The 13,871-nt window shown below is 63.6% G+C and carries 15 protein-coding genes; 5 read left to right on the top strand and 10 right to left on the bottom strand.

The window, feature by feature from the left end; translation table 11 throughout:
- Window position 1 precedes the first annotated feature (1 nt).
- Window positions 2-772 carry a class I SAM-dependent methyltransferase gene (locus tag RHIBR816_RS0104975; protein ID WP_018235432.1) on the bottom strand — a complete coding sequence of 257 codons (771 nt, stop codon included), beginning with the start codon at window positions 770-772 and terminating at the stop codon, window positions 2-4.
- Between the two features lie 120 nt (window positions 773-892).
- Between RHIBR816_RS0104975 and gloB the strand changes: the two genes are divergently transcribed.
- Window positions 893-1,663, top strand: a complete 771-nt coding sequence (gene gloB, locus RHIBR816_RS0104980; RefSeq protein ID WP_026186650.1) for a hydroxyacylglutathione hydrolase — start codon at window positions 893-895, stop codon at window positions 1,661-1,663.
- The gene (locus tag RHIBR816_RS0104985) at window positions 1,663-2,106 is read left to right on the top strand and encodes a cupin domain-containing protein (RefSeq protein WP_018235434.1); all 444 of its coding nucleotides are present in this window, start codon (window positions 1,663-1,665) and stop codon (window positions 2,104-2,106) included. The genes gloB and RHIBR816_RS0104985 overlap by 1 nt, the downstream gene beginning before the upstream one ends.
- A 3-nt stretch (window positions 2,107-2,109) precedes the next feature.
- Here RHIBR816_RS0104985 and RHIBR816_RS0104990 read toward each other — a convergent pair whose 3' ends face one another.
- Window positions 2,110-3,000, bottom strand: a complete 891-nt coding sequence (locus RHIBR816_RS0104990; RefSeq protein WP_018235435.1) for a DMT family transporter — start codon at window positions 2,998-3,000, stop codon at window positions 2,110-2,112.
- A gap of 125 nt (window positions 3,001-3,125) precedes the next feature.
- Window positions 3,126-3,917 carry a DUF3108 domain-containing protein gene (locus RHIBR816_RS0104995; protein WP_018235436.1) on the bottom strand — a complete coding sequence of 264 codons (792 nt, stop codon included), beginning with the start codon at window positions 3,915-3,917 and terminating at the stop codon, window positions 3,126-3,128.
- A 448-nt stretch (window positions 3,918-4,365) separates the two neighbouring features.
- Between RHIBR816_RS0104995 and rpmB the strand changes: the two genes are divergently transcribed.
- On the top strand, window positions 4,366-4,656 hold the full coding sequence (gene rpmB, locus RHIBR816_RS0105005) for a 50S ribosomal protein L28 (RefSeq protein ID WP_026186651.1): 291 nt from the start codon (window positions 4,366-4,368) through the stop codon (window positions 4,654-4,656).
- A 142-nt stretch (window positions 4,657-4,798) separates the two neighbouring features.
- Window positions 4,799-5,437, top strand: coding sequence for a VUT family protein (locus tag RHIBR816_RS0105010; protein ID WP_026186652.1), 639 nt, complete (start codon window positions 4,799-4,801; stop codon window positions 5,435-5,437).
- A 64-nt stretch (window positions 5,438-5,501) separates the two neighbouring features.
- Here RHIBR816_RS0105010 and RHIBR816_RS0105015 read toward each other — a convergent pair whose 3' ends face one another.
- The 4 genes from RHIBR816_RS0105015 to RHIBR816_RS0105030 all read right to left on the bottom strand — a co-directional run bounded on the left by RHIBR816_RS0105015 (window position 5,502) and on the right by RHIBR816_RS0105030 (window position 10,310).
- The gene (locus tag RHIBR816_RS0105015) at window positions 5,502-6,506 is read right to left on the bottom strand and encodes an esterase-like activity of phytase family protein (protein ID WP_018235440.1); all 1,005 of its coding nucleotides are present in this window, start codon (window positions 6,504-6,506) and stop codon (window positions 5,502-5,504) included.
- 102 nt (window positions 6,507-6,608) lie between these two features.
- Window positions 6,609-8,504 carry a cobaltochelatase subunit CobT gene (cobT, locus tag RHIBR816_RS0105020; protein ID WP_018235441.1) on the bottom strand — a complete coding sequence of 632 codons (1,896 nt, stop codon included), beginning with the start codon at window positions 8,502-8,504 and terminating at the stop codon, window positions 6,609-6,611.
- A 98-nt stretch (window positions 8,505-8,602) separates the two neighbouring features.
- Entirely contained in the window at window positions 8,603-9,598 is a 996-nt protein-coding gene (gene cobS / locus RHIBR816_RS0105025; protein WP_018235442.1) for a cobaltochelatase subunit CobS, read from the bottom strand.
- Between the two features lie 76 nt (window positions 9,599-9,674).
- Window positions 9,675-10,310, bottom strand: coding sequence for a J domain-containing protein (locus RHIBR816_RS0105030; protein ID WP_018235443.1), 636 nt, complete (start codon window positions 10,308-10,310; stop codon window positions 9,675-9,677).
- 112 nt (window positions 10,311-10,422) lie between these two features.
- Between RHIBR816_RS0105030 and RHIBR816_RS0105035 the strand changes: the two genes are divergently transcribed.
- Window positions 10,423-10,704: a BolA family transcriptional regulator gene (locus tag RHIBR816_RS0105035; protein WP_018235444.1), complete on the top strand. Its 282-nt coding sequence runs from the start codon at window positions 10,423-10,425 to the stop codon at window positions 10,702-10,704.
- A 9-nt stretch (window positions 10,705-10,713) separates the two neighbouring features.
- Here RHIBR816_RS0105035 and RHIBR816_RS0105040 read toward each other — a convergent pair whose 3' ends face one another.
- From RHIBR816_RS0105040 to RHIBR816_RS0105050, 3 genes are read right to left on the bottom strand one after another with little or no spacing between them, the layout of a single operon-like run.
- Window positions 10,714-12,021, bottom strand: coding sequence for an HlyC/CorC family transporter (locus RHIBR816_RS0105040; RefSeq protein WP_018235445.1), 1,308 nt, complete (start codon window positions 12,019-12,021; stop codon window positions 10,714-10,716).
- Complete coding sequence (gene aroB, locus RHIBR816_RS0105045; protein WP_018235446.1) at window positions 12,018-13,148, bottom strand: 3-dehydroquinate synthase; 1,131 nt, start codon at window positions 13,146-13,148, stop codon at window positions 12,018-12,020. The genes RHIBR816_RS0105040 and aroB overlap by 4 nt, the downstream gene beginning before the upstream one ends.
- A complete protein-coding gene (locus tag RHIBR816_RS0105050) occupies window positions 13,145-13,732 on the bottom strand; it encodes a shikimate kinase (protein WP_018235447.1) in 588 nt (195 codons plus the stop codon). The genes aroB and RHIBR816_RS0105050 overlap by 4 nt, the downstream gene beginning before the upstream one ends.
- Window positions 13,733-13,871: the final 139 nt, after the last annotated feature.

A 13,871-nucleotide genomic window follows, 5' to 3' on the forward strand; every position in this document is an offset into this window, starting at 1 on the left:
CCTACGGGGCTTTGATCTCCGGCGCTCGAATGCGGGTGCTGGGAACACCATGCGGCGCCAGTACCGGAACGAAGACGCGGCGCGAGGCACGCGCCGCGACCGGCAGGCCCTGATAGAGCCGCTTCTGTGCCTCAACGATGATCACCCCGGAAAAGACCGGCCATAGCGAGCGGCCGATGCGCTCGAGTCCGTGACGCAGGCGCAGGATAATCTTTCGTCTGGACGGCGGGAAGAACAGCGCTTCGGAACTGGCACCTGGCGTAAAGTTCGTCTCGCGCAAGAGCGCCGTCAATTGTCCCCGTGAATAGGGCCGGCCGGAACCAAAGGGCGTGTGCTCCATCCGTGCCCACACACCGCGACGGTTCGGCACCACGATGACGAGCCGCCCGCCGGGGGCCAGCACGCGCCAGATCTCCTTCATCGTTTCGCGCGGGCTCTCGGCAAATTCCAGTGAATGAACCATCAGCACCCGGTCGATCGAGGCATCGGGCAGCGGCAACTCCTCGTCGAAGACCAGTGCCGTGGAGGAAAGTTCGGCAACCGGCCAGTTCACCGCCCCCTGACCGGCCGGCATGAAGGCGAAGGTCCGCTCGGTATCGGCGCGGAAGCGCTCGAGATAGGGAACCGCATAGCCGAGGCCGACCAGGCGCTCTTCCGGCATGCGCGCCCAGACGGAAGCAAGCGCCATGCTGACGGCTTGCTCCGCCATCCGACCGAGCTCGGAATGATAGAATTGACGGAGATCGACGATATCGGTGTGCATGCGCAACATGTTAGCCTTGAAGCGGTAGACTTCAAGGCGAGGCTCGCTACATTCGGCTGGAGCGGGAAGAGGCAAGCCTCAATGTCTTTCCGTCTCGCCCGCCGCATGCTCCAATGGGAGGACCAAGCCATGGCTGCGCTCGAACTTGACCTCTTCCTCTGCCGCACCGACAATTTTGGTGTGCTGATCCACGATCCGGTAAGCGGCGCAACGGCGTCGATCGACGCACCCGAGGAGCAACCGATCCTCGAAGCGCTGGAGCGGCGCGGCTGGCAACTCACGCACATCCTGACGACCCATCACCATGGCGACCACGTGGCGGCGAATGTCAGCCTGAAGGAGCGGTTCGGTGCCACTATCATCGGCCCAAAAGGCGAGGCTTCGAAGATCCCGGGCATCGACAAGCAAGTGGGCCATGGCGACCGTTTCGACTTCGCCGGCCATCCGGTCGAGGTCATCGAAACGCCGGGACATACCGCAGGCCATATCAGTTTCCATCTGCCCGAGGATAAATTGCTCTTCGCCGCCGACACGCTGTTTGCGCTCGGCTGCGGGCGGCTGTTCGAAGGAACGGCGGAGACGATGTGGCGGTCGTTGAACCGGCTGATGGCGCTTCCGGACGATACGTCCGTCTATTTCGGTCACGAATACACCCTATCGAACGCCCATTTTGCCGTGACGATCGACCCGGAAAACGCGGCGCTCAAGGAACGCGCCGCCGAAATCGAGGAGACCCGCTCGGACGGCGGCTTCACCGCTCCGACGACGATCGGCCTCGAGAAGAGGACGAACCCGTTCCTGCGCGCCGGCGATCCGAAGATCCGCGCTCACCTCGGCATGGAGAAGGCGAGCGATGCCGCCGTCTTCGCGGAGATCCGCAAGCGCAAGGATAATTTCTGATGGCGGCATCGGGGGCTGTTGCTGCGGCGACGATCATCGAGACATTGGGGCTGACCCGGCATCCGGAAGGCGGCTGGTACGTCGAGACCTTCCGCGATGCCGACGGCGGACCACGCGGCCACTCGACGGCAATCTACTATCTGCTCGAAAAGGGCGACCGATCGCACTGGCATCGCGTCCGCGATGCAGCCGAAGTCTGGCATTACTACGCCGGGGCGCCGCTCGAACTCAGCATTGCCGAACCCGGCAAGCGGGCCACGCGCCATCGGCTCGGTCCCGATCTTCTGAACGGCGAACGGCCGCAATACGTCGTTCGCGCCGACTGGTGGCAATCGGCCGCCTCGCTCGGAGACTGGACTCTTGTCGGTTGCACGGTCGCGCCCGGCTTCGATTTCTCTGCGTTCGAGATGGCCGCACCGGATTGGCAGCCGCCGCGAGATTGAACCTTACTCCGCCGCTTGCGCCGCCGTCCCGCCGCTCCTGAAGACCATATCCTTCGCGGCGAGCACGGCGCCGCCGGTGACTAGCAGGCAGGCCATGGCAATCCGCCAGGACGGCTCGGCAAAGTCGAACAGGATGAGGATCAATGTCGAGAGCACCGGCGCCGCATAGCTCGCAACGCCCAGCAACTGGATGTCGCCGTTCTTGACGCCGTAGTCCCAGGCATAGAAGGCCGCGCCGACCGGCAGCAGGCCGAGGCCTGCGACCGCGAGCCACTCGAATGGTGTCTGCGGCCAGACCGTTATCTCGAGGCCAAGATGGCAGAGGAAGGACAGAAGCGACGTCGCCAGGCAAAAGCCGGTCACCACATCGGTCGACACCGCACCGAAACGCCGGGTGATCAATGAATAGCCGGACCAGGCGAAGGCGCAAAGAAGGGCGGCTCCATAGCCGAGCGCATAGGCGTCGTCGAAGGCGACGCCGTCGCGTGCCACGATCAGGATCGTGCCGGAGAGCCCGGCAAGCGCGCCGGCGATATGGTACCAGCGAAGCCTCTCGCCCGGCAGCAGCGCGGAACCGACGACGATCAGAAGTGGCCAAAGATAGGCGATCAGGCCGGCTTCCACGGCCGGAGCATTCCGGAGCGCCGTGAAATAAAGAAAATGGTAGCCGAAAAGTCCGGCAATGCCGGTGATCCAGATCTTGGCCGGCTGCTTCAGAAGCGCAAGGCGTTGAGGTTTCGACGCCAAAACGATGATGCCCGGCAGGCTGCCGATCAAAAAGCAGATCGCCGAAAGCTGGAACGGCGGCACCTTGCCGGAAGCCGCGGTAAGGAGCGCCAGCAGCGACCACATCAGGATCGCGGAAAAACCTACAAGCGTTGCCTTGAACTTCATTCTGGATTTCCCTCACGCGGGCCGACGGCTCGCCCGAATGCCGCCAGGCGTGCGATGGCTTATGGTGTTGTCATTGATCCAGCGCTCTTCCGCGAATCCCGAAAGAGCAGGAACGGCCGCCGCACCTACCCGCCGAACCGTGTCGCGGACACGGTCACAGGACCGATCTTGGTCGGAATGCGGACATAGACCGGTGCGTAGACGTCGACCGTTTCCGACTTCGCGAACCACATTTCCATCGTTTCCAGCCGGCGCAGATATTCGACGTCCTCGCGACCCTTCTTGTATCCCGCCCTCGGCACGAATCGGACGCCGCAGACGATGACCTCGCCGTCGAAGCCCTTGGTCTTGAAGTTTCGCGTCCCCTTGGCCGAGAGCTTGATGTCGAGCCGCGATTCGCCGTCGAAGATGGGCAGCGTATTGGGGCAAACACGGGTCGTCGCCGGAATGATCAGCCCGGACAGCGGGTCGAGCACGTTGCGCATGTCGCGGCTCGTCACCGGCACCCAGTTCTTCGGCAATGGCGTGCGCTTCGGCACCATGCTGGCGCGCACCACATTTCCGTTGCGGTAGCTGACGCTGATCGCCCGCGATTTTTTTCCGCTGCGATAGGACATCGAATACTGCGTCGCGCGAAGCCGGTCGCGTCCGATTGTGCCGGATACCCTGGTCTGGCCCGAGGTCGGGCTTATGATGTTCACCAAGCCGGCCGAATTCAGCGTCCCGGAAATGATGTAGCGATTCTTGTCGACCTCGGTATGAAACGAGGCGCGCGCCAGCGGCAGGCCGGCGAGCGCAATGCTATAGTCCGTTTGATGCTCGATTTCCGCAGCGAAGCAGGCTGTGGAAAAAGCCACGGCGGCCAGGAGTGCCGGCACGCGAAAACCAGTGCGCAACATCATTCCCGAAAGCCCCATTCCCGTTCTCCTGCATGGCCCCGTGTAACGGAGCCGGTTCGAGGACAAACCATGCAGCAGCTCTAAGTGTTGCAGCGTCTTTGGTGCGTCCGATCGACGCCCGGCGCGGTCCGGTCGCAATCCCCTGAAATGCAGGCGGTTTGCGGCATTTCTGCGCTCGGTTCGTCATATTCATTCGGCGGGCGGGAGCCAATGGTTCGACTCCGCCTGCGTTCGAATGGAGATAGCGCGGCGCAGCATGGCCGGAAAGATGACGGCTCGCAACCGTGCCTATTTTTTGCTAATCGTTGGAAAGGCGCGGATTTTCAGGAAAGCGCAGGTTTGGCTTGACTGGCGGCCGATCACTGACTATAGAACCGCGACTTTCCAATAATGGCCAGTAGGAACGCGGCCTGGGCTCTGGGCCCGCTACCGCATTGTCCGGCGGCGAAAAGAAAATAGGTGTACCATGTCCCGTAGTTGCGAATTGACCGGCAAGGGCGTCCAGTCGGGTCACAATGTGAGCCACGCCAACAACAAGACCAAGCGCAAGTTCCTGCCGAACCTGTGCAACGTCACGCTGATCTCCGATGCACTCGGCCAGCGTTTCCGCCTGCGCGTCTCCGCTGCGGCCCTCCGTTCGGTCGAACATCGCGGCGGCCTCGACGCCTTCCTGCTGAAGGCCAACGAGAACGAGCTGAGCATGCGCGCTCGCCTGCTGCGCCGCCAGATCGTCAAGAAGGTTGCCGAAGCCGCCTGATCGGCGCCAGCACCTTCCTGAGAACGGCTTGAAAGGCTTGCGGGTCCGCCCGGCAAGCCTTTTTCTCGTGCTCGACATTCATTGGCCGGATGCCCGCGTCCGGCAGGCCCCTCTCGCTGGTGGCATCACCCAGGATAAAAAAATGCTGATCAACCGTACGTTCTTCGTCTATGTCGCGCTGATGACCCTGGTGGTCGTCGCGTCGAACTTCCTCGTGCAATATCCGCTGCCCGGCTCGATCGCCGGCATGCAACTCGGCGACCTCCTGACCTGGGGCGCTTTCAGCTATCCCTTCGCCTTCCTGGTCACCGATCTCACGAATCGCCAGTTCGGCCCCCGCATGGCGCGCCGCGTCGTCGTCGCCGGCTTCGTGGTCGCAGTCGCGCTTTCCTTCTTCGCCGCGACGCCGCGCATCGCGATCGCCTCGGGCTCCGCCTTCCTGCTCGGCCAGCTGCTCGACATTTCGGTATTCAACCGGCTGCGGCGGCAGACTTGGTGGCGCGCGCCGCTCGCCGGCTCGCTGATCGGCTCGGGCCTCGACACGGCGATGTTCTTCTCCTTCGCCTTCGCACCGTTCTTCGTCTTCCTCGGTCCGAACGACAGTTTTGCGTTGGAAGCGGCGCCACTGCTCGGCGTCATCGCCTTCGAAGCGCCGCGCTGGATTTCGTGGGCACTCGGTGACCTTGCCGTGAAGATCCTGTGCGGCTTCGTGCTGCTGCTGCCCTATGGCGCGCTGATGAGCGTCATCAAGCCGATGCCGGCGGCCAAAGCCACGGCGTAAGGGCGATATCGACGATCAAACAGGGCCGACTTGGCCCTGTTCCGATTGAAGCGGCGAAACCAATCTAATTGGTATAGTCGTCCCTCAGCCGGAACTCGAGCATCAGGTTGCGCTCGAGGATCGAGTGATTGTCGTCGGAAACCAGGATGACCCGCATCTCGCCATCGGGCCGGACGACCACATCAAGCCCTTCCATATTGTCGATCTGGTAGCCCATATCGGCCGCGAGCAGCACCTCGCCGTCGACCACGGCACCCGGCCGGATATCGGCGGCTGCCAGCCGGCGAATGCGCATGCCGAGTCCCGAGGCAAAATTGAAGCGGCGTTCCAGGATGAGCAGATCTCCATTCGGCAGGAACGCGCCATCGGTCACGGCATAGGGATCTTCGCGCACCACCGAGAACGCGCCGCGCATCGGCCCGTCGAGAATGCCGGCCAGGAGATTGTCGGACGCATCGACGCTGCGCTCCGCGACGACCACTGCGGCCCCGGCGAGCGGACCATCCTTCGGTGCTATCGCGATCGTCTCCAACCCCCCATTGCTGCGCAATTCCTCGACCGGAAAGGGCAGGCTTATCTGGCGCAAGGGCCTGGACGCGGCGAAGCCCGGATCGGGATAGACATCGACGCGCGCCGCCTGCTCGAAGCTGACGATCACTTCGCCGTCGCGCAACGCCAGCCCTTCGGAATCCACCTTCCACTTTTCGAGCTGGGCCGCGCCATTGCCGTCGGTCATCGCGGTGATCGCAAGATCGCTCAGTCCCTCGAGCCGGCCGGCCGCGTCGCGAATGACGGCGCCCTCGACCCAATGCCCGGTATCCAGGACCGCGACAAAGGATTGGCCGTCTGGCCGGAAGCGGATCGCCGAAAGCGCCCCGAACAGGGCATTCGGCGAGGTCAGTTCGATGCCACCGATGAATTCGAGTCTGCCGAATGTCTTCGCGTCGGAACCGACCTTGAACTGCGAGATTTGCCGGCTCCGGATCGGAGCGATTTCGCATGGCGCCTCGGCCACGGCCACAGCGGTCGATGCCAACAGGGAGAGAACGACAAGAGTTCGGCGGAGCATTTCGAGGCACAACCTTCCAGGGAGGCAACGCGGGCGCTGAGGGACAGGCAGCCTCTTAGCAGATGACGGAGATCCCGGCGAATTTGCGGCGCGGCAAATCGATCAGCCGGCCCTGCGCATCCGCCCGACGCGGCCGTGCCGGTGCTCCTCCTCGAACAGGGCGGCAAGCTGCTCGGTCATCGCGCCGGCCAATTCATCCGCATCGACGATCGTTACGGCGCGGCGATAATACCGCGTTACGTCATGCCCGATGCCGATCGCCAGAAGCTCGACCGGCGAGCGGGTCTCGATCTGCTCGATGACGGCGCGCAGGTGACGCTCGAGATAGTTGCCCGGATTCACGGAGAGGGTGGAATCGTCCACCGGCGCACCGTCCGAGATCATCATCAGGATCCGCCGCTGCTCCGGCCGGCCGAGCAGGCGATCGTGGGCCCACATCAGCGCCTCACCGTCGATATTCTCCTTGAGCAGCCCTTCGCGCATCATCAGGCCGAGATTGCGGCGTGCGCGGCGCCACGGCGCGTCGGCCGACTTGTAGATGATGTGGCGCAGATCGTTGAGGCGACCCGGCGCCTGCGGCTTGCCGCCGGCGAGCCACCTCTCGCGCGATTGCCCGCCCTTCCAGGCCTTGGTGGTGAAGCCGAGGATCTCGACCTTGACGCCGCAACGCTCCAGCGTGCGGGCGAGAATGTCCGCGCAAGTGGCGGCAACGGTGATCGGCCGGCCACGCATCGAGCCGGAATTGTCGATCAGCAGCGTCACGACGGTGTCGCGGAAGTTGGTATCCTTCTCCCGCTTGAAGGAAAGCGGCTGCATCGGATCGATGATGACCCGCTGCAGACGCGCGGTATCCAGAAAGCCTTCCTCGAGATCGAACTCCCAGGAGCGGTTCTGCTGCGCCATCAGCCGGCGCTGCAGGCGGTTGGCGAGGCGGCCGACGGCGCCCTGCAGATGCGCGAGCTGCTTGTCGAGAAACGCGCGCAGCCGGTCGAGTTCGGCCTCGTCGCAAAGTTCCTCGGAGGTGATCGTCTCGTCGAACTCGCGCGTATAGACCGCGTAGTCGACCTTTTCGTTGAGGTCCGCGAAAGGATGGTTCGGCCGCTTGACCTCGCCGGGCGTCTCGCTGTCCTCGTCGCCCTCGTCCTGAAGGTCGTCGTCGGAGATTTCGGCGCCGTCCATCTCGCCTTCTTCCATCTGCTCCTCGGCAGACTGGTTTTCATCGGCTGGGGCGGCGTCGGAGCCCTCCTCTTCTTCGCTGGCGTTCTCGTCCTGCTCCTGGCTGCGCGGCTGGTCCTCGTCGGTCTCGCTTTCCTGCTCGTCCGGCTCGATGTCGTCCTCGCCGTATTTCTCGGCCACATCCATCGAAGCGAGCATGTCGCGCACGACCCGGGCGAAGGCCTGCTGATCGTTGATCGCCGCCGTAAGGTTTCCGATGTCGGCGGACGCCTTCTGCTCGATGAACTCGCGCCAGAGGTCGAGCACCTTGCCGGCGGAGGTCGGTGGCTTCTTGCCGGTCAGCTTCTCGCGCACCAGAAGCGCCACCGCCTCTTCGAGCGGCGCATCCGCCTGGTTTTCGATCGCGCCGAAATTGGCCTTGGCGTATTTCTCCTCGAGCATGGAGGAGAGGTTGTCGGCGACGCCGGGCATCCGGATCGCCCCGATCGCCTCGACGCGCGCCTGCTCGACGGCATCGAAGATCGCCCGCGCATCCGCGCCCTGCGGCGACATGGTCGCATGGATGCGATCGTTGTGGCATGCCTTGCGCAGCGCCATCGAGTCGCCCAGGCCGCGCGTCACGGCGAGTTCGTGCCGGGTCGGGCGCTTGGAGAGCTCCGGCAGCCGGACGCGCTCACCGGTCATCCCCGGCCGCTCGTTCGCGAAGGCGACCTCAAGCTCGGCATCCCCGGCGATCGACCGGACGCAGCCGGAAAGCGCCCGCTTGAACGGTTCGGCGGCGTTCTCCCTCGTTGGTGGCTTCGCCTTGGAATTCGAGCTCACGACAGTTCCTTCTTCAGCCAGGTTCAGCTGATATCGAGCGCATCACCATTCTACCCGAGAGCTGACCCCTGCGGACAGGAGCCGGCGCCTGGCGAGCCTCAGGCTGTCGCTTCCAGCACGATGTTGGCGGCGCTTTCCTTCAATTCGACACCAAAGGCACGCTGGTAGTGTTCGGCGACCAGCGTCCGCTCCAGCTCGTCGCATTTGTTGAGGAAGGTCACGCGGAAGGCAAAGGCGATATCGCCGAAGATATGGGCGTTCTCGGCCCAGGTGATCACCGTGCGTGGGCTCATGACGGTCGACAGATCGCCGTTGATGAAGGCGGCGCGGGTGAGATCGGCGACGCGCACCATCTTCGATACCGTCTCGCGGCCCTTGTCGGCCGTAAAGCCCTTCACCTTGGCAGCGACGATGTCGACTTCCTTGTCGTGCGGCAGGTAGTTGAGCGTCGTCACGATCGACCAGCGGTCCATCTGCGCCTGGTTGATCTGCTGCGTGCCGTGATAAAGCCCGGTCGTGTCGCCGAGGCCGATCGTGTTGGCGGTCGCAAACAGGCGGAAGGCAGGATGCGGGCGGATGACACGGCTCTGGTCGAGGAGCGTCAACCGGCCGGAGGATTCGAGCACGCGCTGGATGACGAACATCACATCCGGGCGTCCGGCATCATACTCGTCGAAAACGAGCGCGACATTGTGCTGATAGGCCCAGGGCAGGATGCCGTCCTTGAACTCGGTGATTTGCAGCCCGTCCTTGACGACGATTGCATCCTTGCCGACGAGATCGATACGGCTGACATGGCTGTCGAGGTTGATGCGCACGCAGGGCCAGTTGAGGCGCGCTGCAACCTGCTCGATATGGGTCGACTTGCCGGTCCCGTGGTAGCCGGACACCATCACGCGTCGGTTGTGGGCAAAGCCTGCAAGAATGGCGAGCGTCGTTTCCCGGTCGAAAAGATAATCGGGATCGAGATCGGGCACGTAGGCATCACCCTTCGAATAGGCGGGAACGCGCAGATCCGTATCAATGCCGAAAGCCTCCCGGACCGAGACCGTCGTGTCGGGGAGGTTGGAAATATCGAGGTCAATCTTGCTCATCATGTCTCCAGAGCGGCCGCCGGACGGCAGCCGCGCACTCGCCTGCGAAAAGTGTTTTCTGTCTTAGTCCGCGTTGTTAGCAGAAACCAGCCTGTTTTAACAATTGATAGGCTTGAATCACGGCCCGAAAACGCTCTTCCGAACCTCTGTCTCCGCCATTCGCATCGGGGTGGTGTTTCTTGACGAGATCCTTGTAGGCCGCCTTGATATCGGCGGAGGTCGCCGTCGCGGCAAGTCCGAGCGTTTCGAAGGCCTTGGCCTCGAGCGTCTTCAATTTTCGCAGCCGCGGTTCGTGCCGTGCCGATCGGGCCCGCGCCTCGTTGAAGAAGCCGAACGGATCGCGCATGCGCGCCTGTGAGCCGGCGCTGCCGGAGCGCATCTGCGATTGCGCCGGTCCGTTTCGGGCGCTCTTGTTGACGCCGACCGTCCAGGTGGGACGGTGACCGGTGACCGCTTCCTTCTGATAGCGCGCGATCTCCGTGTCCGACAGCCCGGAGAAATAATTGTATCCCTTGTTGTATTCCTTCACGTGCTCGAAGCAGAACATGAAGTATTCGCCCTCGGCATTGCGGCCGACGGGCGCCCGATGCACGCCCTTCTGGTCGCAACCGTCCCACTGGCACATAGGTGCAGACGGCTCGACGCGCGCTTCCCGCTTGGGGCGCGTGCGGATGCGATCGAAGTATTTTGAATCGAGCTTCATGGCATGCATTATGGGGTTTGCGACGGGTCACAACAAGAATTGACAAAGCGGAATGTTGCTGGCTTTGTGCGGGCATTTTGCATCGCCGGCGCCTTTTGCGCAGGAGATTGGGACTTGAAGCATGTCGCTGCAAAGCCGCATTGAAAAGAAGCTTGAAGAGGCCTTCCATCCCGAACGGCTGATGGTCGTCAACGAAAGCCATCTGCACGCCGGCCACCAGCCCGGCTTCGACGGCGGCGGCGAAACCCATATGCGCATCCGCATCGTGTCCAGCGCCTTTGCCGGCATGAGCCGCGTGGCGCGGCACCGGGCGATCAACGACCTCTTGAAGCCCGAGCTCGATGCCGGCCTGCACGCGCTGGCCGTCGAGCCGGCCGCACCCGGTGAGCCGACGCGCTGGTAGGTCCTGAGCCTAAAGCCCCGCCGACTCGCCCTCGGCCGGGCGGATGCGCAGCTTGGTGATCCTGTTCTTCACTCTCTTCATGACGATGAAGCGCTTGCCGTAGAAGGTGAAGGCCTGCCGCTCCTCCGGAATGCTCTTGGCTTCATGGATGACGAGACCGGCGACCGTGGTCGCCTCCTCGTCCGGCAGCGACCAGTCGAGCGCCCGGTTCAGATCGCGGATCGGCACGGAGCCATCGACGACGATGGAGCCGTCGGCCTCCTGCCGGACACCCTGGATATCGAGATCGTGCTCGTCGGCAATATCGCCGACGATTTCCTCGAGGATGTCTTCGAGCGTGACGAGGCCCTGAACCTGGCCGTATTCGTCGACGACGATCGCCAGATGCAGCTTTCGCCGCAGGAAGGCGTTGAGCTGGTCCTTGAGATTGGTCGTGTCCGGCACGAACCATGGCTTCTGCGCGATCCTGACGATGTCGATATTGTACGGCTCGACCCCGGGCTCGGCGAGCGCTCTCTGGAGATCCTTGGAATGGACGACGCCGATGATGTTGTCGGTCGAGCCGCGCCACAGCGGCAGGCGCGTGAAGGGACTTCCGAGGATTTCCCGGACGCAGGCCGCGGGCGGCTCCTCCGCGTTGACCGCCTGCATCGCGGTGCGGTGAATCATGATGTCGGAGACCTCGAGCTCGCCGAGATCGAGGACGCCGCCGAGCCTGTCGCGGTCCGCCTTGACCACCGCCCCTTCCCGGTGAAGCAGATCGACCGCACCCCGCAATTCATCCTGGGCCGAAAGCATCGGCCTGTCGGAGGAAACATTCACGCCGAAGAGGTTCAAGAGGCTGCGTACGATCGCATTGATGAGCGCCGAAAACGGGCCGGCGACCGCCACGAAGCGTCTTACCATCGGCGCCACGGCAAGCGCGAACCGGTCCGGAGAGGCAATCGCCCAGCTTTTCGGCAGCACCTCGCAGAAGAGGACGAGCAGCACGGTCATGCTGAGGGTGGCGACCAGCACGGCGAAGTTGCCGACGAGGCCGATGAGCAGGCTCGTCGTCAGCGAAGTCGCGAGAATGGTGACGAGGTTGTTGCCCAGCAGCAGCGTTCCAACCAGACGGTCACGCCGCTCGATCAGCCGATTGACGACGCCGGCCCGTCGGTCGCCATTACCATCGAGCGTGTGCATCCGCGCCCGGGAGGCTGCGGTCAGGGCCGCTTCCGACCCGGAGAAGAACGCCGACAGGAGCAGGAGGCAGATGACCGAGAGGAGCGGCAGCCAATGGTCCGCCAGAAAGAGCCATAACGCCTCGGCGCTCATCGCGGATGTTTTTCCTTGAGGAAGCCCAGCACCTCGGAAGCCGGGACGTCGTCGGCGACGAAGGACTGGCCGATGCCCCTCGTCAGGATGAAAGTCAGCTTGCCGCCCTTGACCTTCTTGTCCTGGGCGATCGCCTCCATCAACCGCTCGGCAGGCGGAAGATCGCCGGGAATATCGGCCATGCGCGTCGGCAGGCCGACGCCCTTGAGGTGGGCTTCGACGCGCCGCGCATCGTCCGGGCTTGCGAGGTTCATCCGGGCGGAGAACTGGTGCGCCAGCACCATGCCGATCGCAACGCCTTCCCCGTGCACGAGCCTGCGGCTGTCATATTCGGTCGCGGCTTCCAGGGCGTGGCCGAAGGTGTGTCCGAGATTGAGAAGCGCGCGCAAGCCGTTCTCGCGCTCGTCGGCAGCCACGACGTCGGCCTTCGCCTGGCAACTGGCCGCAATCGCCTCTATTCGTGCGTCTCCCCCGGCGAAGACCGCCTGCCAGTTTCGCTCGAGCCAATCGAAAAACTCCGGCTTGTCGATCAGGCCGTATTTCGCAACTTCGGCATAGCCCGCGCGAAACTCGCGCGGGCTCAGCGTATCGAGCACGTCCGTGTCGGCAAGCACGAGATCCGGCTGATGAAAGACACCGATGAGGTTCTTGCCGTGCGGCGAGTTGATGCCGGTCTTGCCGCCGACGGAGGAATCGACCTGCGCCAAAAGCGAGGTCGGGATCTGGATGAACCGCGAGCCGCGCCGGACTATGCCGGCGGCAAAGCCCGTGAGATCACCGATCACCCCGCCGCCGAGCGCGATCACCGCATCGTTTCTCTCGATCTTCGCAGCGAGGATGGCGTCGCACACCGGAACCAGATGCTCGAAGCTCTTGGTCTTCTCGCCTGCAGGCAGGACCAGCGACACCGCCTCGATGCCGCTCGCCTTCAGGCTCGCCATCAGCGGCTCCAGATAGCGCGGCGCCACGTTTTCATCGGTGATGACCGCCATCCTGCGGCCCTTGAGGCGGGAGGCGATTTCCCTGCCCGCGGCGGCGATCAGGCCGGGGCCGATAAGAATGTCGTAGGAACGGTCTCCAAGATTAACGCGGACCTTTCGCTCCGCATGCATCGCATCGTTCATCATGGCATCTCGACTTTCTTGCAGTCGGCGACGGCCGCGAGGACTTCCTCGACCATCGTTTCCTTTTTCACGTCGCGCGAGAGGACCACGAGATCCGCCTCGGCATAGATCGGATAGCGGGCGCGCATCAGGTTTTCGAGCGTCTGTTTCGGGTTTTCCGTCTTGAGCAGCGGCCGGGTATCGCGCTTGTTCACCCGCTCCCAGAGAACGTCGAGGTCCGCGTTCAGCCAGACGCTCAGGCCGCCCTTCTTGATCTGCCGGCGCGAACGCTCGTTGATATAGGCGCCGCCGCCGGTCGAAACCACCCGCGGTCCCGACCGCAGCAGCCGCTTCAGCACCCGCGCCTCGAGCGCGCGAAACTCCTCCTCGCCATAGGCCGCGAAGAGCTCGCTCACCGTCATGCGCGACACCCGCTCGATCTCATGGTCGGAATCGACGAAGGGAACCCCGAGCGCCTGGGCGGTCAGCCGACCAATCGCCGATTTTCCCGCCCCCATCAGGCCGATGAAAATCAGATTGCGCTTACCGAGAGCGCGTTTCGCCCGTTCGGCGAGGGTCGCGGAAACCGGTTCGGTCACGTCGTTCATTAGGCGTCATAGTCCCCATTCCACTTCGGTATCGACAAATCGGCCGGGGGCGTCAAGTCGTCGCGCGGAGCACGTGGCGCTTCTTGAACTTGCCGATCGAGCCGTTCATATAGATCACGGCCCATCACGGGGCCACACG

Source organism: Ensifer sp. BR816 (genome assembly GCF_000378985.1).
In the GTDB taxonomy this organism is placed as follows: Bacteria; Pseudomonadota; Alphaproteobacteria; order Rhizobiales; family Rhizobiaceae; genus Sinorhizobium.

Excerpts from the sequence above, each read along its gene's own strand:
- RHIBR816_RS0104975 (WP_018235432.1), bottom strand. The coding sequence starts at position 772 with ATGTTGCGCATGCACACCGATATCGTCGATCTCCGTCAATTCTATCAT.
- gloB (WP_026186650.1), top strand. The coding sequence starts at position 893 with ATGGCTGCGCTCGAACTTGACCTCTTCCTCTGCCGCACCGACAATTTT.
- RHIBR816_RS0104985 (WP_018235434.1), top strand. The coding sequence starts at position 1,663 with ATGGCGGCATCGGGGGCTGTTGCTGCGGCGACGATCATCGAGACATTG.
- RHIBR816_RS0104990 (WP_018235435.1), bottom strand. The coding sequence starts at position 3,000 with ATGAAGTTCAAGGCAACGCTTGTAGGTTTTTCCGCGATCCTGATGTGG.
- RHIBR816_RS0104995 (WP_018235436.1), bottom strand. The coding sequence starts at position 3,917 with ATGGGGCTTTCGGGAATGATGTTGCGCACTGGTTTTCGCGTGCCGGCA.
- rpmB (WP_026186651.1), top strand. The coding sequence starts at position 4,366 with ATGTCCCGTAGTTGCGAATTGACCGGCAAGGGCGTCCAGTCGGGTCAC.
- RHIBR816_RS0105010 (WP_026186652.1), top strand. The coding sequence starts at position 4,799 with ATGCTGATCAACCGTACGTTCTTCGTCTATGTCGCGCTGATGACCCTG.
- RHIBR816_RS0105015 (WP_018235440.1), bottom strand. The coding sequence starts at position 6,506 with ATGCTCCGCCGAACTCTTGTCGTTCTCTCCCTGTTGGCATCGACCGCT.
- cobS (WP_018235442.1), bottom strand. The coding sequence starts at position 9,598 with ATGAGCAAGATTGACCTCGATATTTCCAACCTCCCCGACACGACGGTC.
- RHIBR816_RS0105030 (WP_018235443.1), bottom strand. The coding sequence starts at position 10,310 with ATGCATGCCATGAAGCTCGATTCAAAATACTTCGATCGCATCCGCACG.
- RHIBR816_RS0105035 (WP_018235444.1), top strand. The coding sequence starts at position 10,423 with ATGTCGCTGCAAAGCCGCATTGAAAAGAAGCTTGAAGAGGCCTTCCAT.
- RHIBR816_RS0105040 (WP_018235445.1), bottom strand. The coding sequence starts at position 12,021 with ATGAGCGCCGAGGCGTTATGGCTCTTTCTGGCGGACCATTGGCTGCCG.
- aroB (WP_018235446.1), bottom strand. The coding sequence starts at position 13,148 with ATGATGAACGATGCGATGCATGCGGAGCGAAAGGTCCGCGTTAATCTT.
- RHIBR816_RS0105050 (WP_018235447.1), bottom strand. The coding sequence starts at position 13,732 with ATGAACGACGTGACCGAACCGGTTTCCGCGACCCTCGCCGAACGGGCG.